We start from the raw sequence: 20,731 nt of genomic DNA on the forward strand, positions 1-20,731 counted from the left end.
AAAAGAACTGTCAGCTTATGTAGGACTGATTCCTAATAGTCATGACAGTGGAGAAACCAAAAGAGTGGGAAGAATTACTAAAAGAGGGAATGTATATTTGAAATATATCCTTGTGGAGGTCAGTTGGATGTGTATCAGATATGATGCCTCCTTGTTATTGGCTTATAAGGCTGCCATCAAAAAGATGGAACCTAATAAAGCTATCGTCAAGGTAGCCAGAAAATTACTGAACAGAATTCGATTTGTACTAAAGAATAAAGAACCCTATCGAATCAATCAGGGTCTGTAGAGAACATATATCTATTAAACCATTATCAGGTGGGGTAACGCTTGAGGCCGTCTGTGACCTCTAATAAAGAGTGTTCACTATTTTGAGTTTGCGTCCCACACCTATATAACATAATAGCTAACTTGTGACTCTCCATTGGAGATGTTCACTCATAGAAGATTGGTTTATAGTTAAAAAAAGTTCTGTTGAAATATGGATAAGCTTGCAGCTTACCCACATTCCAACAGAACAATAACAACTATTGCCTATTATTTAAATAAACCAAAAAAAATCAACTCGAAGCTTGTTTTTCAACATAGAAGACAGCCTCATTGGATTTAATATTTGAAGTCCAGACCTCATTTACACTGCTTGATATTGGCATAAAAAGAGGAACCGTTTTTTGCTTCAAAGCCTGGGAGTAAGGTAATATTCTTTGCCGAAAACAGACTAATAGCTGTAGGTATTACGACTTTTTCTCTGCTTGTTACGGCATCAGTATGATAATAAGAGCCTGTCAGTGAAACATTGTTGCGGATATTGGTATCTTCACATAGCCCAGCAATAAACATTTCCTCGCCGTATTTATAATCATCTCTTCGGTAAACTACTGAATTATGAAAGGGTATGATACTATTTTCATGAGCACGTGGAGGAGGCGAATGCGCTATTAATTTAGGTTGGCTGATACGTTTACTGTGTCCGGTCTCTAAATTTAATACATGAATAAAGTATCTGGCATCCGGCATTGATTCTACCATTGGAATCCAGAGTGTATTTCCTAAACAAACAGGATTTTGATAATATCCCTGTTCTGGAAAATCGGCTGCTTTTGTTAAAGTTGAAGTAGCTACATCATATTTCCAGAGTTGTGTAGGATAGATAGTAAAGAAATAAATACTATTTGCACAGCTACAAAAATTCTCGGCCGGATTAATGTTAGGAGCAGATGCCAGATAATCTATTCCGGTCAGGGCATTGTTAGTTCGGTACAAGCCAACATCTGATGTCTCATTGATTACCTTATAGATAGAAAAATATAGGTTTTTCCCGTCAGAAATCATTCCCATCGGAGAATTTTTATAATACATATCAGGGTCTGAGGGCAACTCCGCAATCAGCAAAGTACCGGCATCGGTTCCATCGGTTTTCCATAGTGAATATATTGTGTCAAGTATTATATGAAAAACAAGCTTATTATTTACTATATAAAATTTTAAGACGTCATTGAAACCATATTCAGTTTTGGTAAAAGTTTTCACTAATCTGGTGCCAATACTTGTCCCATCACTTATCCATAGTTCAAAGGCATTGGGCGACTCTGCAAAGAAATATAGTCTATCTTGATAAACTATGTGTGCATAATAATCAATATCAGTATATTCAGGGAAGCTCTTTATGACAGTTAAGGAATTGCTAATCGGCTTATATTCAACTAATTCATCCTGATAAATCGACACCAGATGCTGATTTATTTTGACTGTTTCCCAGGCAGAAAAGTTACTTATATATGGGGTTTTAGTAGTATAGGTTCTTGCTTTTATATTTATTTCTCCAATTTCCCGGTTATTGAAATTATAGAAAACGCTATCGTTTTTCATGATATAATCGCCACTAACACCGGCTGACAGATTAACGGGTATAATAGTGGTATTTTCGGGTACACCCTGCGTTACAGCAAGACTTGCACCGCCCAAACGTCTTGATAATCCATAAAACAGGTATTTATCCACCACTTTTATTAAGCCAATATTATCACCCTGTGTATTAGTATTGAGATATTTATAAACCGAAAATGCATTGTTTTTATAGATATACAATTGCGTAGCCTCAGTCGAATTTTTTAATTCTCCATGCACAAATAAATCATTCCCGATAAATTTCAGTCGGTTAATGGCAAAAAAATCTACATTGAGTTTAGTAAAAGCCAAGGTATTTTTATTGTATTGCCATATTTTCTCTGTGTTACTGGCAAAATACACGGTATTGCTATCCGGTGAAACCGCAAAATTTTTTACAGACAACGAATCATGCAGTTTGATATGAGTTGTGCCATTGGTTTTCCATAATTGGGGATAAGAGCTGTATTTACCTTTGGTATAAAAGGCATCGTCACCAGAACTTAATGTTAGTATCTCCTCAGCACCATTGGCGCTATTTTGCGTATTGGCCGCCGTGCCATCTGTTACGAAAAATTTTCCATAAGCCGTAAAAAACAATTTGCTTTTTACCAGATGGGCTGTTAACTGACAACAAACAGTAGCCGGAGAAGAATAAAGAGAGGTTGTACCGACAGCTGTGCCATCAGTTGCAAATATCCCCCTTCCTGCATAGATAAATTTACTATTTACTTCGCCAATTGCATAGATAGAGCTCTCGGGGAACGTATGACAAGCCACAATATTACCGTCGGTGTCCAGTGATTTTATTGTTAAATCCGTATCGCCATCAAAGGTATAAGTAGCAAAGTATATTTTATCTTTACCTGCATAAGCAAATGTCTCATTGATATATTGCTCCGTCGCTACTACTACGGGTGTGCTATTAGCTGTTATCTTTCGTATTTCAAAATTTAATTCGTCATCAACTCTTTTGAAAAAGTAACAATTGTTTTTTAATACACCTACTATCCCTGCCACCGGTTCAAAGCTTGTTTTCTTCTGGGTATTTGCATTTGTGCCGTCGCTATACCACACGTCAGTGATGAAATAGTTGCGTGTGGTAAAATAAAAATAATTACTATTAGTCGGATAGAATTTCCCTTCTATAGTCTGATCAGGAAGCGTAATCCTTTCTTCTTTGATGATGGTAAACTGATTGGTAGTATGGTCGATAGTGGCCAGTTGTAGCTTTTTATAACTTCTGTATTCTACTGGCACCTCTTCTGTAACATCAGCAATAAGCAGATAGGTTTTACCATTAAAATCCATCATGTCTAATATATTGGCACTTGCCGGATTAGTATTAGCATCTATAATGATATTGTTTCGGATATTCTGTGAAAAACAGTCAAAACATATTACGAGTATTAAAGCAAGAGCGATAGTACGATGAGAGAGCATACAAGAGATAGATTGATAAGCGTCCTTACAATAGCCACAAATAATTAAATGGACTTTCTTCTAAATGGCTGATATATGAAATATACTTTACTTTTTATACGCAATGCTAATAAAAATAATCAATAATAACAATGATATAGAAGAAGACATTCTTATTAAAAAAATACCACCTAAGCCCGCTGATTATTTGCCTGCAGAATCTAGGATTAAGTTTGATGCAGCCTATGATAGTAATCCAGAGCAGAGTATAGTTTTCAAAGCTTTAATTTAACTATTATTTGATCATAACAGTGTGGCACGCCTATACTCGTCAGGCTCTTTCTCGGACGAGTATAAGCATGGCACACTTGGTTAAAGCCGAGGCGCTGCGGGTTTATTCGGTGTATCAAAAGTATTGGCTCCTTTTACTTTCACTTTCCGGCGATACACTTTATCTACACAGGTAATATACATTACATCAAAATTGGGTCCACCAAAACATAGGTTTGACACCTGCCCTCTGGTTTTAGGTACTGGTATAATTGCATTTACTCGTCCGGTCTGGTCAAGTACCTGAATCCCACTTAAAGTAGTAACATATATCCGTCCGTCTCTATCGCATTTTAATCCGTCTGACCATGCGTTTTCATCAGTATCTCTTACATGTAGCCAGCCATACTTTTGTTTATGTGATAATTTGCCATCTGCCTGAATCTGATACACCCAAACCCAGTGAGAGGCCGATTCGGTTACATACAATTGCGTCTGGTCGGGCGAAAGCGTTAAACCATTGGCAAACTTTAATCCTTCGTCTATTTCTACCTTTTCACCATTTGGTCTAATCAGATACAATTTACTTGGATTACTTACACCGTTCGGAGCTGTAAAATAGATATTCCCGTTTTTAGCTACTACAATATCATTACCTGTCTGATTATCGGCTACTACGGTTTCTTTGCCTGTTGAATCATAACTGATTATTTGCTTTGCCCCTCCGGCTACTACATAGCGTTTACCATCCGGGCTGAAAGCCGTACCACTTGATTTCTTGGCATCTATATCAAGTGTAGTTAATTTGCCATCCAAATCTACTTTATAGGTTTTTGAGTTTGGAATATCCTGATAAAAGACTTCTCCTGCGGCATTAGCCGCCGTACCCTCTGTAAAAGTGTAACCTTCACCTACTAACTCCCACCTTTCGTTATCAAGCAGAATATCACTTAAAAACGGGTTCTTTGTTTTGCCTGCTGTTACAGGTTTCGGATAATCTTTCCAAAGCCATCGCATAGCGTCGGGGAAAACGGCTGTTCCATGTTTACCGTTGTGTCCTCCCTCTCCCCATACATGGTTAACTTCATACCCCGAAAAAATTAAGGCTCTTTCCATCAACTCGTTTGATTTCCACCAATCCCCTGCATAGATATTCAAATCATTTGTGCCATCCTGCAAATACACACGAATAGGTTTAGGTTCATATTTACGGATAAGTGTAGGATACTCATTGGCTCCTCTTAAACCGACATACGTACCAATGGCACTAAAAACTCTTGAAAAGGCATCAGGGCGCTCCCATGCGGCTGTAAAAGCACAAACAGCTCCGCTACTTGCCCCACCAATAGCCCTGTCGTTTCCGCTTTTAGATAAACGAATGGCACGGCCATCACTTGTTTTCTTCTTTTCTACTTCGGGCAGAATTTCATCTAAAATAAATCTTGCATAATTATCTCCCAAACCGTCATATTCATAGCTACGGTTAAAGCGGTCAAGGGCCGTTTCACCATTAGCGGCTTTTACTCGTCCGTGCATCACAAAAACGCCTATGGTTACAGGCATTTCTTTTTTATGAATCAGATTGTCAAATACCGTTGGTGCTTTCCATTGGATACCATCCTGATTGACATACACACAAGCAGGTTTATCAGGCGTATATTGTGCCGGAATATACACCCAATATTCACGCCAAGTGCCGGGAAAAATTTTTGAATCGGCAAATTCAAATTTTAATACTTCTCCTTTAGGCACGCCTGCCTGTTCTATTGAAGCAGGGTCTTCTGTATATTTTTCTTCAGGTGTCTGGGCAAAAGCATTTAACTGCCAGAGCGCAAGTAGAGCAAAGCGTAATTTTTTCATAGATAAGGCTTAGACAAATAGGTGAAATAGATAACCAAATATAGTGAAATCAACAGATAAATCTTTGCTCTTTAATCTTAAGGGCTGATTTTTATTCTTAAGCTTTTCCAATTATTGATTCAAACCTGCACATGGTTAAACCAAACATGATAAATATTACATGTGCTTTAACCGAAAATAAATACTTCCGACCTTTCAGTAAATTTTAGAGGCTAATGTTCGGTAAAAATTTAGAGACTCTATAAAGGATAGCGTTATTAGTATGATTTTTCAGGGTATAGTTACCCATTATTATCTAATAAACTTAATCAATAAAGACATGAAAACCTCTTATGCCTGCATTATTCTGCTTTTTGTTGTTGCCAATAGTTTTGCTCAGACATCAAATGAGAATACCATGAGTGTTATGGTTAATGGTACTGAATATAAAACACAGCCTCGTCAGATTAAAATTGGCAACTACGGGTACTTTACAGGTAATGCTAATAAACCCGATAGAATGCTCAGAATCTGGTTAGGTGATTTTTACGGTCGCTCCGCAGTTGAGTCAGGCACTTATCTGATTGTGAATGCCGACAACCCTGATACCAAAGAAAATATTAAAAAGGCACAGGATTTAGGTAAATATAAAGGTATTGCGGCTATCAGATACGTAGAAGAAATTAAAGAACCTCGCATGGAATACCATATGGGCGAGTCGCAGAATAATGATGAAACACTTGAAGTAAAAAACAATGGTGATGGATTTATTGATATTACCTTTAGCAGCAAACTGACTGGTACTTACTGGAAAGAAAAAACATCAGCTACGGTATTCGGAGGTTTAGGGCGTATCAGAGATAAAATGGAAAGTAAAGTAATCACCCAGGCTACCGGATTTGATTCCAACATTGACCCTGAAGGAAACGGCTACAAGAAACAAGACAAAAAAGACGAGATTATTCTGACCGACGGGAAGATGCGCCTGAAAAACAATTAATTAAAACTCAAAAAATACTCATAGCAGGGTAGTGAAATCAATTCTACCCTGCTATTCTCATGACTAACAGGTTTAATGTATTATCATTAAGAGCCTTGATACAGCGTTTCCTGCCCGTTTCAATAAAAATCTTCCGGCTATTATATACACTAAATAAAATTATCCAAATAAAATTTATATTCACAACAATTTATCTTAATTTTGTATAAAATTTAGAAAAACCAACTAAATTAATAATTTATTAAGGATAAATTAACTTAAAAGATAATGTCAACAGTAACAAAAAATTACATTCCTTACAAAGTAAAAGACATAGCCCTTGCCGATTGGGGTCGTAAAGAAATCAAATTAGCTGAAGCAGAAATGCCGGGTTTGATGTCTATCCGTAAAGAATATGGTCCATCAAAACCATTAGCAGGTGCACGTGTAGCAGGTTGTTTACACATGACTATCCAGACTGCGGTTCTGATTGAAACATTGGTAGAGTTAGGTGCTGAAGTTACTTGGTCGTCATGTAATATCTTCTCAACACAAGACCACGCTGCGGCTGCTATTGCTGCTGCCGGTATTCAGGTATATGCCTGGAAAGGTCAAACAGCAGAAGAGTTTGACTGGTGTATTGAGCAAACTTTGTTTTTTGGTGAAGGACAACAACCATTAAACATGATTCTTGATGATGGTGGTGATTTAACAAATATGGTGTTTGACAAATATCCTGAGTTAATTGGTAATATTAAAGGCTTATCAGAAGAAACAACTACAGGTGTTCACCGTCTGTACGAACGTCAGAGAAACGGTACATTACACTTACCGGCTATTAACGTAAACGACTCTGTAACAAAATCGAAATTCGATAATAAATATGGTTGTCGTGAGTCATTGGTTGATGCAATCCGTCGTGCAACTGATTTGATGTTGGCAGGTAAAGTAGCGGTAGTTGCTGGCTATGGCGATGTAGGTAAAGGTTCGGCAGATTCATTACGTGGCGCAGGTTGTAGAGTATTGGTAACTGAAATCGATCCGATATGTGCATTACAGGCTGCAATGGACGGTTATGAAGTAGTAACTATGGACGAAGCCGCTACCCGTGCAAATATCTTTGTAACAGCTACCGGAAACATCGACATTATCCGTGACCGTCACTTCAAAGCCATGCGTGATAAAGCGGTTGTGTGTAACATCGGTCACTTCGATAACGAAATTGACATGGCCTGGTTAAACAACAACTATGGACACGCTAAAACTACTATCAAACCACAGGTAGATATGTACGAAATAGATGGCAAAGAAATCATTATTCTTGCCGAAGGTCGTTTAGTAAACTTGGGTTGTGCAATGGGTCACCCATCTTTCGTCATGTCATGTTCGTTCTCAAACCAGACATTGGCACAAATCGAATTGTGGACGAATAGTGATAAATACGAGAAGAAAGTATATGTATTGCCTAAGCAATTAGACGAGAAAGTAGCTGCCTTCCATTTATCTCACGTAGGTGCTAAATTAGATACCTTGAATGCTGACCAGGCCGCTTACATTGGCGTATCAACAGAAGGCCCGTTCAAATCAGAAATGTATCGTTATTAATATTGTTGAGATTTTCAACGCAGAGAGAGGAATTCGCAAGAGTTCCTCTCTTTTGTTTTACTCAGGCTTAATAGTCACCGAAATCGTACTACTTCTACCTTTATCATCAGTACATGAAATCCTCAACTTTCCTGCTGTTGGCACAAAAAAGACAGGCTGATTGGCTTTTGCTTTTTTGAGTAATCTATCGTTCAAATACCAATATACCTCCTTTACGTCGTTAGCCGCCTGACAAGCCAGTTGCATTTGTTGCGGGTCTTTGGCATTGATATAATACTCACTGCCGTCATTAGGGTTTGTAATCAAAGGCGCATTAGTAGTAGTACCAAAAACTCTTGTACAAGCAGGATTATGCGGCGGAATCCGCTCATAGAGAATATGCTTTAACTCATAAAAGCTAATGAGTTCCGGTGCATAATTTATATAGCTTTTTTCCTTATAGTTGCCATCAATAGGTAAACACTGTGTACAATAGCTGATACTCTCGGCATAATTGACGAAGAATTGCTTGATATGGCTACACTTATGTGTATGCGATACATTGCGGATAGAATAATCAAGAATTTTATTGCTACAATAATCGTTCGGCAAATCGCCTGATTCGGCACAGACCTGACGGGAGACTACATTTTTAGGTTGCTGAAACCATTCATTATTTGAATTATAGTCAATGCTGTTAAATAGCTGGAACAATAGTGGTGTAGCTATTTCAGCACCACTTAGTTCGGGAACACCTTCGCCCGAAAAATTTCCTACCCAAACGCCAATCGTATATTTTTTATTATACCCAATGCTCCACGCATCACGTTTACCAAAAGATGTTCCTGTTTTCCACGCAATTTTGGGTAACCGATAGGTATAGTCAAAATTATTAGGCAAATCAGGTCGTTTAATCTGGGATAAAATCTGCGTAGTCAGAAAACAGGATTCCGGTGATATGAGCAGCGACGCACTTCTATTTTCTTTCTCTTCCTTTTTGAGTTTAAATCTCTCCCATTTTCCCTGATTGGCAAATACTGCATACAATTGTGTCATTTCTTCTAAAGTTACGCCACAGCCACCAAGCACTATTGATAAACCTAAATCCTTTTCCTGTTTCTTTACTGTCTGAAAATTAGCTTTTTTCAATACTTCTATTAGTTCTTTCTTTCCTAAGTCTTTTACCACTTTTACAGCAGGAACATTCAGCGAATTGGCCAGAGCAAATTCCACAGTTACTTTACCGTTAAATTTCTTGTCAAAGTTTTCAGGCTCAAAACCGCTGAAATTAGTAGGCACATCATTAATGATGTTTTTGGGAGTAATAATGCCTTTATCAAAAGCTGTCGCATACAATACAGGCTTCAATGCGCTTCCCGGCGAACGAATGGCTTGTATCCCATCTACTTGTCCTCCATCAGTCTTATTATTAAAATCTGCCGAACCTACGTAGCTTTCTACCTGCATGGTTTCGTTGTTGATAATCAGCACTGCGGCATTATGGATATTCATGGCCCGAACCCGATTGGCATAATTCCCGACAATCTGCTCTACTTTAGCTTGCACAGGTTGCTTAATATAGGTTCGGATAGTAGGCTCGTAGGGGTATTGCTTTTTTAGCCTTAATGCCAGATGTGGTACCATTTTAGGGGCTTCATGTCGGCTTACGCTTAGAGGCTCTTTGATTGCGTCATTAATCGCCTGATTTTCAAAGGCTTTTTCATTTCTGAATCGCTCCAACCATTTATTCCGCTCTCGTACAATCAGGGGGTTTTTAGTACCTAATTGCAAGCTTGTCGGACGGTTAGGAATAATTGCCAATGTTGTTACTTCTGCCAGACTCAGTCTATCAGGCGATTTCTGAAAATACAGATAAGAAGCCGACTTGATACCCTCAATATTAGAGCCGTATGGCACCAGATTCAAATACATTTGCAGAATCTCCTCTTTCGAGTAGAATATCTCTAATTGTACAGCTCTGCCAATCTCTGAAATCTTGTTCCAGTAGGTTCTTTTATTGGGATAGAGCAATCTTACTACCTGCATGGTAATAGTACTCGCACCGGAGGTACGTCTGCCTTTGGTAACATTATTATATAAGGCTCTGACAATGGCAACGGGATTTACCCCAAAATGATAATAGAAGTACTTATCTTCTTTGGCAATAATAGCTTTACGAAGCGTGGGTGTAATTTCTTTTAACTCTACGTACATCCGCCATTTATCATCGGGACTCAGAAAAGCGTGTAGCAACGTGCCGTCAGAGGAGGTAATGAGAGTGGAGTATTTTACGGAAGTGTTAATCGGAAATATAATCAATAGACTTATAAAAATCACGAAAGAAACTATTACTGTTTTCCCCCAAAGACTTCTGATAAACCTAATGAAACGCTTCTTAAGCATAAATAATCTTGATGAGTAATGCGAATAAATAATTTTAAGTCCGATTTTTACAGCAAATTAGTTTTTATAATGAAAAAAGCCTGTGGCAATAACAAAGTTTTTCTCCTTTTTCTTATTCTGGTATGTAATGCCTGCTTAAAAGGTAACGAACTCTACTATCAACAATATTTTATTGAGAATATAACCGACGAACGATTTCAGTTTAAAGCTTTTCTGAACAAAGAATTAAAGCATGAATTTATTGTAAATCCTAACAGAAGAGTTTTTATTGATGGTTTCGTTACAACAGGAGAATTTACTTCTGTTCCCATTGGTGTTTCTTCTTTTCGGGCAGACTCTATTGTTATTATACTACAAAACGGTAAAAAATGGATTGACGTATGCTATCCCCATACAAACCGATGGCCTATGCCTTGTTACAGCACAAGAGGGCTTTTCAACAATCAATCTTATGTTCGGACTCAGGATAAGGGAAGAATTTCCTACTACAATCATACATTCAGGTTCGATGAAAACGATGCTGAATCTGCTAAATAATCGGTTATGAGAAAGATATTATTTTTTATTTTAGTATCATTGCAAGCGTTTTCACAGACCGATAACAAGTATGCGCAGCATTATATCAATTTAAGTGTCCATTCTAAGTATTTATTCAATCATAACGACCGAAGTCTTATTGTTCCATTAAGTTATGAGTATTTACCTGCATTTTTTAATAGAATGTACGGCGTAGGAGTCGGATTAAACTATAATGCTATTAAAATCAATAACCAGAAAGAGTTTTCTTTGGGTGTCAGAAACACTTTGTATTTAACCAGAAAAGAGCATTTCAGGCCTTATATCGGCGCAGGTATCCAATACGGCTATTTACAAATTCTGGATACATGGAAACGCCATGGCGGAGAGTGGCAACTCCGGTATTATGCCGGATGCAGAGTAAAAGTTACCCGAAACTGGATGGTCTTTTCTGAAATCGGTAACTACCGGATAGGCTCTTATAAATTAAACATTGGTTTAGGCATCACCAAAACATTTACTCCTAAATAACTAACACTTATACTATTCATGAACCTAAAGTTAAAAGCTAAACTTCGTAAAATCACTACTTTTATTTTTGATATAGATGGCGTATTAACCGATTCTACCGTAATTGCCTTGAGAGGTGGAGAGTTAGCCCGCACATTTAATGTAAAAGACGGTTATGCAATGGGAAAAGCCGTAAGGTCAGGCTATAACATCGCTATTATTTCGGGAGGGAAAGAAGAGAGTGTGAGAGAAAGGCTTTCACCTTTGGGGGTAAAAGATATTTTCTTGGGCGTAAAAACCGACCAGAAACTATCTGTTTTCGACCAGTATTTAATTGACAACAATCTAACAGCCGAACAAACAGTGTATATGGGAGACGATTTGCCCGATTGGGAGATAATGAAACATAGAAATGTGCTTTCGGTATGCCCTGCTGATGCTGTAGATGAAATTCAGGGAGTAGCTTTATACCGTACTGAAAAAGATGGAGGAAAGGGGGCAGTAAGAGAGGTGATAGAAATGGTAATGAAAGAGCAAGGGAAATGGATGAAGATATTTTAAGATTTAAATGTGAAAATTATAGAAGAAATAGAACCAATTATAGCAAAAATTGAAAGCCTTCACCTGAATGACCTGAAAGTCTATGAATATTGGGACCAATTAATAGAAATATTAGGTCGTGATGAAGAAGAAACTATCCGGTTTTTTAAGGAGATTCGTAACGAGAATATCATCAGTCATTTATGTGGGCAATTTCCCGAGATTTCTGGAAAACTTCAAAGTGATAGACTAATAGTTACATTAGAAGAATTGGATAAACGTTTCCCTCATTTAAAAATTGCTCCTTTTATTCAAGGAGCAATCGAATGGCTTTCACATGATTATCCATCTAAAGAGTAATTTATAGAAAGAAAAGCTAGAAGAATCTATTTAAAACCCACCCGGCTTCAATTTCAATCCCGCAGTCTCTTCCAATCCAAAAATCAGATTCATATTCTGTACTGCCTGTCCTGATGCACCTTTGGTGAGGTTATCAATGACACTGCTTATTAATAGATTATCACCGTGTTTTTCAAGGTGAAGAATACACTTGTTGGTATTTACTACCTGTTTTAAATCTATTTCTGCTTCATCGCTGATATGCGTGAAAGGATGAGTTGCATAATAGTTTTTGTATAATTCCTGTGCCTCTTCTATGGTGCCATCAAATTTTGTATAAAGATTTGCCATAATTCCTCTCGTAAAGTTTCCACGATAAGGAATAAAATTAATGGCTTTTCCGAAATCTGACTGTAGAGATTTGATACTCTGGGTAATTTCTTTCAGGTGCTGATGAGTAAATGCTTTGTAGATGGAGATATTATTGTTTCTCCAGCTAAAATGCGTAGTGGCTGATAATGATTGCCCTGCGCCTGTGCTACCAGTAATGGCACTTACGTGTATATCTTCTTTTATAAACCCAGCCTTGGCTAAAGGTAATACTGCTAGCTCAATACTTGTAGCAAAACAACCCGGGTTAGCGATTTTAGATGCGATTTTGATTTTTTCTCTTTGTAGTTCCGGTAAACCATAAGTGAAACCCTGGCTTTCATCACGGAAATCAGTGCTGAGGTCGACAATTTTTATGCTTTCAGGAATAGCGTTTTCGGCTAAAAATTTCTTCGATTCATTATGTCCAGAACAAAGAAACAGTACATCTGCTTTGCTGAAATCCTGTTCATCGGCAAATCTCAAATCTGTTTCACCCAATAAATCGCCGTGCGTAGCATAAACTGGTTTGCCTGCCTGGCTTTTAGAATTGACAAAAACGATGTTTGCATTGGGATGATTTAACAAAATTCTTAATAATTCTCCGCCTGTATAGCCTGCCCCTCCGATGATGCCGATATTTATTTTCATAAACGAGTAAAAATTTAAAGCCTTACCAGTCTTTTGACTGATAGCTGATTGCCAATAGAGTAATGTTTTTATTAAAATATTGTTAGTACCAGAGTATTTTGCCCGATTAATGGGTTATGTAGTATAACAACAGATAGTTTGTAGAAGTTTCTGCCGCAATTTACGAATTTTAGAAACCGTTTAAGTTAAATTTTTTGCGGAAAAGAATTATTTTGAACAAAATAAGATTAACTAAATAGTTTCTTCATCTATGTATCGGATAAAACTTATAATTTTGAGAAAAAATCAAACACCTACAACATGATATTTTTAGAAATTCCCTGGAATGTCAATCCCATTATTGCAAAACTCGGTGGATTTGAACTGCGCTGGTACGGATTATTATTTGCTTCGGGCTTCCTGATTGGCTACCAGATTATGTCTCACATTTTCAAGAAAGAACATAAACCTGAAAAAGACCTTGATGCGCTGCTCTTTGTGATGATTATCGCTACCGTTATCGGCGCTCGTTTTGGTCATTATTTCTTCTACGAATTTGATAGTTTCCTTCAAAATCCGGGTAAATTTCTGATAGATATGATTGTGCCGCCTTATAATGGGCTTGCCAGTCATGGAGCTACCATTGGTATCCTTACGGCTTTATTTTTATATGGCCGCAGGCATAAAGACCAGCCGTTTTTATGGGTTACCGATAGAGTGGTAATCACAGTAGCTTTAGGTGGTGCATTTATCCGTTTAGGAAACCTGATGAATCACGAGATTTTAGGAAAACAAAGTAATGTACCCTGGGCTTTTCGTTTCAACACTTTCAGCATGAATACCGATGGCTCTTTAAAAATGACTCCTGAAGCATTTACAAGGCACCCTGCCCAATTATATGAAGCCCTTTCGTGTCTGATTCTTTGTGGGCTATTATTTTATCTGTGGAACCGTATGAAAGAAAAAATGCCTCATGGGCTATTGTTAGGTATATTCCTTATCTGGGTATTTACCTTGCGTTTCTTCTATGAATTTCTGAAAGAGAATCAGGAAGAATTTGAAAACAGTATGACTTATAACATGGGGCAAATCCTGAGTATTCCGGCTGTTCTTTTGGGAATCGGGATTCTTTATTATGCCTTTACCAAAGGCAAAAAAGATGCTGAGTATTACTCAACCCATACTTTTGACACAGGCAAAGCAGTTAAATCTAAATAAAATAAAAAACCATCGGGCCTTCGACCGTGCGACGTCCGCTTCGCTCAGGCACCGATGGTTTTTTGATTACAAATATCTCTATCAGTTTGCCATTAAATAACCTTTGATAAAATCATCAATTTCACCATTTAAAACGGCTTCGGTATTTGAAGTCTGAATATTGGTGCGATGGTCTTTTACCCGACGGTCGTCTAATACATAACTACGAATCTGTGAACCCCACTCAATTTTCATCTTGCCTGCTTCGGTTTCTGCTTTGGCCGCATTGCGTTTTTCAACCTCTATCTGATACAATTTCGATTTCAGCATCTGCATGGCATGTTCACGGTTAGCGTGCTGGCTACGCTCAATCTGGCAGGTAATCATAATACCCGTAGGCTTGTGGGTCAACTGTACTTTGGTTTCTACCTTGTTTACATTCTGTCCACCTGCCCCACCAGAACGTGAGGTCTGGATTTCAATATCAGCATCTTTTATTTCTATCTCAATCGAATCATCAACCAAAGGATACGCATACACCGATGCAAATGAGGTATGCCGACGGGCGTTGGAGTCAAAAGGAGAGACCCTCACCAAACGGTGCACACCGTTTTCAGACTTTAAGAAACCATAAGCCATCGGGCCTTCAATCTGTAAAGAAACCGATTTTACCCCTGCGGTATCGCCGTCCTGATAATCTAATTCAGATACTTTATAGCCTTTCTTATTGGCCCACATCATATACATACGCATGAGCATACTCGTCCAGTCCTGGCTTTCTGTTCCACCTGCTCCGGCATTTATCTCTAATACTGCGCTAAACTGGTCTTCCTCGTTTGAAAGCATTTTTTTCAATTCCAATTCTTCCAGTATTTCGTTAAATTTCACGCCTTCTTCATCTACTTCTTCTTCAGTAGCCTCTCCTGCCGTATAGAACTCAAACAAAGTTTCTAGGTCTCCTATCGCACTTTCTGCCTTTTCGTAACCGGTTGTCCAGCCTTTCAGGGCACGTACCTGTTTCATTACGCTTTCAGCCTTTTCGGCATTCGTCCAGAACTCCGGTTGAGCCGTCTGGTTTTCGAGGTCATCTAATTGTTCTTTCTTGCTATCGTAGTCAAAGATACCCCCTTAAAGCCGCTACTCTGGCTTTTAACTCCTTCAATTGTTCGGTAGTCATAGTATTGTTTTAAAATTATTTATCAATCAACGGGACTATCGCCCCATTCAAAATCAGGGTGCAAAATTAGTTAAATTTATTCATTTTATTTGATAACGTTTAAACATTAAACCTAAATGCTGATTTTTTAAACAACTTTCGCTCTTAGTTGTTATATAAATACTTTGGGCCTGTTTAACTTCTTTCTTTTGCCTGAAAAATGATGAAGGTTATCTGGTACTATTCGATTATATTTCAGAGAAAATTTCTTAAATAGTTCTACTAAACCATTTAAATTGGACACTGAACTTTTTCCTGATTTAATCAAAAACCCTGAATTTTGGTTATTTAATCATAATTTTAAACAGACTCTTTAGTAAATGGTGTATTCAAGGTATATAAAAGCGTTACCTTTTTTATACGCTTCCTTTCAATAGAAAAACCCTGCATAAAATAATGAGCAACTACTCGATTCGAGATTTGGAGCATCTATCCGGTATTAAGGCACACACCCTCAGAATATGGGAGCAACGTTATAATATTATTACGCCTAAGAGAACAGATACTAATATACGTATTTATGACGACCAGGACTTAAAACTGGTATTGAATATTGCTTTGCTGAAAGAGCACGAATACAAAATTTCTGATATAGCCAAACTCTCTGCCGAAAAATTATCAAAGGAAGTAATCAGTATTTCTGAAAAAAGACATTCCTATCATGACCAGATTCATGCGTTGAGTATTGCCATGATTGACCTCGACGAAGAGAAGTTTGAGAAAATCGTGGCTACTAATATCCTGAAATTCGGGTTCGAAAATATGATGATAAATATCATTTATCCGTTTTTGAGCCGAATAGGTATTTTATGGGTAACAGGTTCTATTGGCCCTGCACAGGAACATTTTATATCGAACCTGATTCGTCAGAAATTAATTGTAGCTATTGACGGGCAAGTTATAAGACCGAATCCTAACTCCAAGAAGTTTGTTTTGTACCTGCCGGAAGGCGAGTTGCATGAACTTTCTTTATTATTTGCCAACTATATTTTAAGAGCAAGGCACAATAAAGTATTCTATTTGGGTCAGACTTTGCCTTTTGATGAATTAGCTTTTGTATGTGACCTCCATAAACCTGATTATATCTTTACTGCTATTACTTCTACCCCTGCGCAGGACGAAGTACAGAAGTACGTTAGTAAACTGGAAAAAAGATTCCCTGATATTCAGCTTCTTTTGACGGGCTATCAGGTAATCGGGCAAGGGATAGAAACCAGACCGGATACCAAGATTATCACACAGATTAACCAACTGATAGAGATTGCTGAAAATAATGGATGAGTTTTTCATAAACTCTCTTATAAATACAAAGCCCCGACCTTTGCAAGTCAGGGCTTTATATTTATAAAAAACGCTTTATTAAGACTTTTTAGTTTTTTTGGTTTCAACTACTACCGGAGCAGCTGCCAGTTTTTCTTCTTCTTTCTTCATATCACGTTGCATACCGTCAACTACGATAGGTGTTGCTACGAATAACGATGAGTAAGTACCTACAATTACCCCGATAAACATAGCGAATACGAAACCACGGATGGTCTCACCACCAAAAATCAATAATACCAAAAGTACCAATAGGGTGGAGAAACCTGTTACAGCTGTTCTACTCAGCGTACTGTTCAAGGCATTGTTAATAACCGTTGGAATATCTTCCTTTACCCCACGTTTTTCAGCCAGGTACTCACGCACACGGTCAAATACAACGACCGTATCGTTCATCGAATAGCCCATAATAGTCAATACCGCACCTACAAAAGCCTGATCAACATCTAAAGAGAATGGTAAGAAACCACGCAGGATAGAGAATACTCCAAGGATAATCAATACGTCGTGAGACAAAGCTACCAATGCCCCATAACCAAAAGCGAGCTTACGGAACCGAATATAGATATAGGCAAATACCAATACAATTGATAGCAATACCGCCTTTACAGCACCCCAGATGGCATCGTTGGCAATAGTTGGCCCTACTTTAGACGAACTTACCACTTTACCTGAATTACCATTAACATTAGTCAGTGCCTTGTTTACATTGGCTTGTAATTCTTGCTCAACCTCTGTGTTGGTATTTTCGATTTTATAAGGAGTAGTGATTTTCACCTGATCGAAACCACCAAAAGTTTTTACCTCTATTGCCTGACCTTCGAAAGTTGGCTTCAAAGCATTTTCAATTTCTTCTGTATTAACTGATTTCTCAAACTTGGCAATGTAAGTACGTCCACCTAAGAAGTCAACCCCTAAACCAAAGCCTTTTATCGCAATAGATATAACTCCTGCAATGATAATGGCACTTGAAATAGTATAGTAAAGTTTACGTTTCGAAACGAAATCGAATTTTGAATCTTTAAATAGTTTCTCTGACCATTTGGTAACAAATGAAACGGTTTTGCCTTTGCTGATATAATATTCGAACAATAATCTTGAAACGAAAATAGCCGAGAACAATGAGGTAAAAATACCAATCAAAAGCGTAGTTGCGAAACCAAGAATCAGACCAGTACCGAAAGCAAATAAGACAACCCCAGTAATCAAGGTAGTTACGTTTGAGTCAATAATAGACGACATCGCATTTTTGAAACCATCTCTTACAGCTTCTTTAAAAGGTTTACCCAATGCCAGCTCTTCTTTGATACGCTCATAGATTAGTACGTTAGCATCGACAGACACCCCTACCGATAATACCATACCTGCAATACCCGGAAGTGTTAATGTAGCACCAAAAGACGCCATAACCCCTAATAACAGGAATAGGTTGACAATAAGGGCAATGTCGGCAATTACACCCGCTTTATTGTAGTAAATCAATACAAACCCTAATACTATCAACAAACCTACCAATGATGAAATAATACCCGCCTGCGCAGCTTCTGAACCTACGGTTGCCCCTACTACGTCTTCAGAGATAATATTGGTTGGGGCAGGTAGTTTACCGGCCTTCAATACGTTGGCTAAATCCTGTGCTTCTTCTATTGTAAAGTTACCTGCAATACTTGAGCGACCACCAGCAATCTCACCATTTACGTTTGGTGCCGAGTACACGTAGTTATCAAGAATAATAGCAATCGGGCGGCCGATGTTAGCACCTGTCAGGGCTTTCCATTTTCTTGCACCTTCGGCATTCATCTGCATTTCTACGGCTGGTTTTCCACGCTCGTCATAATCCTGATTAGCGTTCGTTACCACATCACCTTCCAGAGGAGCTTTACCTAAATCTTTTACAAAATACATATCCACGATTTCTTCGTTCACGTTTGTGCCGTTCGGACGTGGTTTAATGTCGAACACATAGCTTGAATTAGCGGGGAACAAAGCACGAACATCTGAACGGTTCATTACTTCTTGTACACGGGTTATATCTTTTGTACGAACTGCTACACCATAACCTGTTGGAATGAAAAGGTTACTGAAAGCATTGTTCTGACGTTGTGCCAGCGAAGCCGAATCTTTTTTAGTAGAATCTCCTTTAGCACCGCCACCTGCCAACTGCGCACTCAGGCTGTTTTTAGAGGTATCTGTGCTTGCCGCTGCCGTAGCTGTTGTATCTTTTTTAACCCCTGCGGTTGTTTTGCTTTTAGCATCAATATCCATTTGTAACAAGATACCTGCTAAACCATCGAATGATGGCGCAATTTCCTGCATCGTGTATACTTCACAGAACTCCAATTTGGCTGCACCTGATAATAGTTTTCTTACACGGTCAGGGTTATCTACGCCCGGTAACTCTACCTGAATACGGTTAGTACCGGATAATCTTTGCAAGTTAGGGTTAGCTACCCCGAATTTATCAACACGGGTCTGAATAATTCTGAAAGCACGGTCGAAAGCACCATCTACCTCTTTTTTGATATAACTTACTACCTGAGAGTCTGAAGACTCCAGACTTAAAGTACCACGGTTAGAACTATTAGAGAAAACGCTGGCTAATTTTACATCAGAAGCTAATTTCTTAAATTCTTCAGCAAACAAATCAACAAAATTTGAATTGCTTGTAACTGCTCTTTTTTGCGCATTGGCAATGGCAGTAGCTACTTTAGGGTCTCTTGAGCTTCCGGCCAAAGAACGAACGATTTCGGCAGGAGATACTTCAAGAATCACACTCATACCACCTTGTAAGTCAAGACCCAAGCCTAATTCCTGTTTGGTAAGGTCTTCGGTTGTTGTACCTAAAAATACAGGTTGTTTCCACAAAGAGTCAAGATATCTTTGTTTTTTGGCATAATCTATTTTACCTGTTTTAGCATCTGTTGCAAATGCCTCAGCATCTTTTCTGATGTCGTTTGCTTTCCAGGTACGTAATAAAAAGTAAACACTAAGCGACAAAAAGGCCACTAAAAGTGCTATAATTCCACCTCTGTTGTTCATTATAGGGAATGTTTTAAAAAAAATAAAATTGAATTGAGTAAATACTTCATGAAGGACTCATGAATAAAAAGAAGGAGATACCCTTTACAGGGTCAGAAAATTACGGGGCGTTGGGAGCAATATGATGCTCGTACAATTTTTCGAAATATGATAGCCTATAAAGCGGTTTTGTAAAGGTTTTAACAGATGTTTCAACCATTACATAAATAACTTGCGGAAGAGGTAAAATAATAGCACAATGACCAAAATCGAACGCATGACTTGGCACTACTACCTCCAGAGACACTTCACTCACCACAGTCTGTTCTTTAGACTGCTCTTCTTTCCCGGCCTTTTTAGCTTTTACTTTCTCTGTTGCAACCGGAGCTTCGTTTGAATGTGCGTGGTAAATTTGTTTACCCAACACACTCGTCAGAACCACCATCATAAACATGAGGAGTCCGAAAGAACGTGATATGTAAGCGTTTTTTCTCATTTAGGGTTGCAAAGCTACAAGAATTTCCGGAAATAAGTCAAATCTGATGCCAAAATTTCAGCTATTTAAACTAAAACGTGCTTTGTTCCGGAAAATTATAACCAGAACAAAGCACGTATATTGCATAAGTAACCCAGTATTTTAACCCTTTGAATGAAATAAAAAATATACTATCTCTACAGGATACTGGCATCTT

At 38.1% G+C, this 20,731-nt stretch carries 16 protein-coding genes; 9 read left to right on the plus strand and 7 right to left on the minus strand.

The genetic code is table 11. From position 1 onward, the window contains the following. A partial coding sequence (locus EWM59_RS19055) for a transposase (protein ID WP_130020817.1) occupies positions 1 to 289 on the plus strand: 289 nt, incomplete at its 5' end. A gap of 338 nt (positions 290 to 627) precedes the next feature. Here the strand turns inward: EWM59_RS19055 and EWM59_RS19060 are convergent. After that, positions 628 to 3,330 (minus strand): 3-coathanger stack domain-containing protein, encoded by a 2,703-nt coding sequence (locus EWM59_RS19060; protein WP_130022850.1) that lies wholly within the window; start codon positions 3,328 to 3,330, stop codon positions 628 to 630. Positions 3,331 to 3,681: 351 nt separating this feature from the next. Next, the gene (locus EWM59_RS19065) at positions 3,682 to 5,439 is read right to left on the minus strand and encodes an SMP-30/gluconolactonase/LRE family protein (protein WP_130022851.1); all 1,758 of its coding nucleotides are present in this window, start codon (positions 5,437 to 5,439) and stop codon (positions 3,682 to 3,684) included. Between the two features lie 319 nt (positions 5,440 to 5,758). Between EWM59_RS19065 and EWM59_RS19070 the strand changes: the two genes are divergently transcribed. Continuing rightward, positions 5,759 to 6,418 (plus strand): hypothetical protein, encoded by a 660-nt coding sequence (locus EWM59_RS19070; RefSeq protein ID WP_130022852.1) that lies wholly within the window; start codon positions 5,759 to 5,761, stop codon positions 6,416 to 6,418. 267 nt (positions 6,419 to 6,685) lie between these two features. Beyond that, the gene (gene ahcY, locus EWM59_RS19075; protein WP_130022853.1) at positions 6,686 to 8,002 is read left to right on the plus strand and encodes an adenosylhomocysteinase; all 1,317 of its coding nucleotides are present in this window, start codon (positions 6,686 to 6,688) and stop codon (positions 8,000 to 8,002) included. 57 nt (positions 8,003 to 8,059) lie between these two features. Here the strand turns inward: ahcY and pbpC are convergent, their stop codons facing one another. Continuing rightward, on the minus strand, positions 8,060 to 10,384 hold the full coding sequence (gene pbpC / locus EWM59_RS19080; RefSeq protein WP_130022854.1) for a penicillin-binding protein 1C: 2,325 nt from the start codon (positions 10,382 to 10,384) through the stop codon (positions 8,060 to 8,062). A 69-nt stretch (positions 10,385 to 10,453) separates the two neighbouring features. On the opposite strand from pbpC, the gene EWM59_RS19085 reads away from it, so the two are divergent. From EWM59_RS19085 to EWM59_RS19100, 4 genes are read left to right on the plus strand one after another with little or no spacing between them, the layout of a single operon-like run. Beyond that, positions 10,454 to 10,921, plus strand: a complete 468-nt coding sequence (locus tag EWM59_RS19085; RefSeq protein WP_130022855.1) for a dCTP deaminase/dUTPase family protein — start codon at positions 10,454 to 10,456, stop codon at positions 10,919 to 10,921. A 6-nt stretch (positions 10,922 to 10,927) separates the two neighbouring features. Then, positions 10,928 to 11,431 carry an outer membrane beta-barrel protein gene (locus EWM59_RS19090; RefSeq protein WP_130022856.1) on the plus strand — a complete coding sequence of 168 codons (504 nt, stop codon included), beginning with the start codon at positions 10,928 to 10,930 and terminating at the stop codon, positions 11,429 to 11,431. Positions 11,432 to 11,449: 18 nt separating this feature from the next. Beyond that, positions 11,450 to 11,971: a KdsC family phosphatase gene (locus EWM59_RS19095; RefSeq protein WP_130022857.1), complete on the plus strand. Its 522-nt coding sequence runs from the start codon at positions 11,450 to 11,452 to the stop codon at positions 11,969 to 11,971. A gap of 9 nt (positions 11,972 to 11,980) precedes the next feature. Further along, entirely contained in the window at positions 11,981 to 12,310 is a 330-nt protein-coding gene (locus tag EWM59_RS19100; RefSeq protein WP_130022858.1) for a hypothetical protein, read from the plus strand. A 30-nt stretch (positions 12,311 to 12,340) separates the two neighbouring features. Here EWM59_RS19100 and argC read toward each other — a convergent pair whose 3' ends face one another. Further along, on the minus strand, positions 12,341 to 13,309 hold the full coding sequence (gene argC / locus EWM59_RS19105) for an N-acetyl-gamma-glutamyl-phosphate reductase (protein ID WP_130022859.1): 969 nt from the start codon (positions 13,307 to 13,309) through the stop codon (positions 12,341 to 12,343). Positions 13,310 to 13,609: 300 nt separating this feature from the next. Here argC and lgt point away from each other — a divergent pair, with 300 nt between their 5' ends. Beyond that, positions 13,610 to 14,506 carry a prolipoprotein diacylglyceryl transferase gene (gene lgt / locus EWM59_RS19110; RefSeq protein ID WP_207220024.1) on the plus strand — a complete coding sequence of 299 codons (897 nt, stop codon included), beginning with the start codon at positions 13,610 to 13,612 and terminating at the stop codon, positions 14,504 to 14,506. Between the two features lie 81 nt (positions 14,507 to 14,587). Here the strand turns inward: lgt and prfB are convergent. After that, positions 14,588 to 15,662 (minus strand): peptide chain release factor 2 gene (gene prfB, locus EWM59_RS19115; protein WP_130022860.1). Its coding sequence is split into 2 segments (ribosomal slippage): positions 14,588 to 15,601 and positions 15,603 to 15,662, totalling 1,074 coding nucleotides; the frame shifts between segments, so codons are not numbered across the junction. 435 nt (positions 15,663 to 16,097) lie between these two features. Between prfB and EWM59_RS19120 the strand changes: the two genes are divergently transcribed. Continuing rightward, positions 16,098 to 16,982, plus strand: coding sequence for a MerR family transcriptional regulator (locus EWM59_RS19120; RefSeq protein ID WP_130022861.1), 885 nt, complete (start codon positions 16,098 to 16,100; stop codon positions 16,980 to 16,982). A 78-nt stretch (positions 16,983 to 17,060) separates the two neighbouring features. On the opposite strand, the gene secDF is transcribed toward EWM59_RS19120, so the two are convergent. Both secDF and EWM59_RS19130 read right to left on the minus strand, forming a co-directional pair. Then, positions 17,061 to 20,060: a protein translocase subunit SecDF gene (gene secDF / locus EWM59_RS19125; protein ID WP_130022862.1), complete on the minus strand. Its 3,000-nt coding sequence runs from the start codon at positions 20,058 to 20,060 to the stop codon at positions 17,061 to 17,063. A 100-nt stretch (positions 20,061 to 20,160) separates the two neighbouring features. After that, positions 20,161 to 20,487, minus strand: coding sequence for a hypothetical protein (locus tag EWM59_RS19130; protein WP_130022863.1), 327 nt, complete (start codon positions 20,485 to 20,487; stop codon positions 20,161 to 20,163). Between the last annotated feature and the right edge of the window lie 244 nt (positions 20,488 to 20,731).

This window comes from Emticicia agri (genome assembly GCF_004168285.1).
GTDB classification, from domain to species: Bacteria; Bacteroidota; Bacteroidia; order Cytophagales; family Spirosomataceae; genus Emticicia; species Emticicia agri.

Coding starts and splice junctions, on each gene's coding strand:
- EWM59_RS19060 (WP_130022850.1), bottom strand. CDS start 3,330: ATGCTCTCTCATCGTACTATCGCTCTTGCTTTAATACTCGTAATATGT.
- EWM59_RS19065 (WP_130022851.1), bottom strand. CDS start 5,439: ATGAAAAAATTACGCTTTGCTCTACTTGCGCTCTGGCAGTTAAATGCT.
- EWM59_RS19070 (WP_130022852.1), top strand. CDS start 5,759: ATGAAAACCTCTTATGCCTGCATTATTCTGCTTTTTGTTGTTGCCAAT.
- ahcY (WP_130022853.1), top strand. CDS start 6,686: ATGTCAACAGTAACAAAAAATTACATTCCTTACAAAGTAAAAGACATA.
- pbpC (WP_130022854.1), bottom strand. CDS start 10,384: ATGCTTAAGAAGCGTTTCATTAGGTTTATCAGAAGTCTTTGGGGGAAA.
- EWM59_RS19085 (WP_130022855.1), top strand. CDS start 10,454: ATGAAAAAAGCCTGTGGCAATAACAAAGTTTTTCTCCTTTTTCTTATT.
- EWM59_RS19090 (WP_130022856.1), top strand. CDS start 10,928: ATGAGAAAGATATTATTTTTTATTTTAGTATCATTGCAAGCGTTTTCA.
- EWM59_RS19095 (WP_130022857.1), top strand. CDS start 11,450: ATGAACCTAAAGTTAAAAGCTAAACTTCGTAAAATCACTACTTTTATT.
- argC (WP_130022859.1), bottom strand. CDS start 13,309: ATGAAAATAAATATCGGCATCATCGGAGGGGCAGGCTATACAGGCGGA.
- lgt (WP_207220024.1), top strand. CDS start 13,610: ATGATATTTTTAGAAATTCCCTGGAATGTCAATCCCATTATTGCAAAA.
- EWM59_RS19120 (WP_130022861.1), top strand. CDS start 16,098: ATGAGCAACTACTCGATTCGAGATTTGGAGCATCTATCCGGTATTAAG.
- secDF (WP_130022862.1), bottom strand. CDS start 20,060: ATGAACAACAGAGGTGGAATTATAGCACTTTTAGTGGCCTTTTTGTCG.
- EWM59_RS19130 (WP_130022863.1), bottom strand. CDS start 20,487: ATGATGGTGGTTCTGACGAGTGTGTTGGGTAAACAAATTTACCACGCA.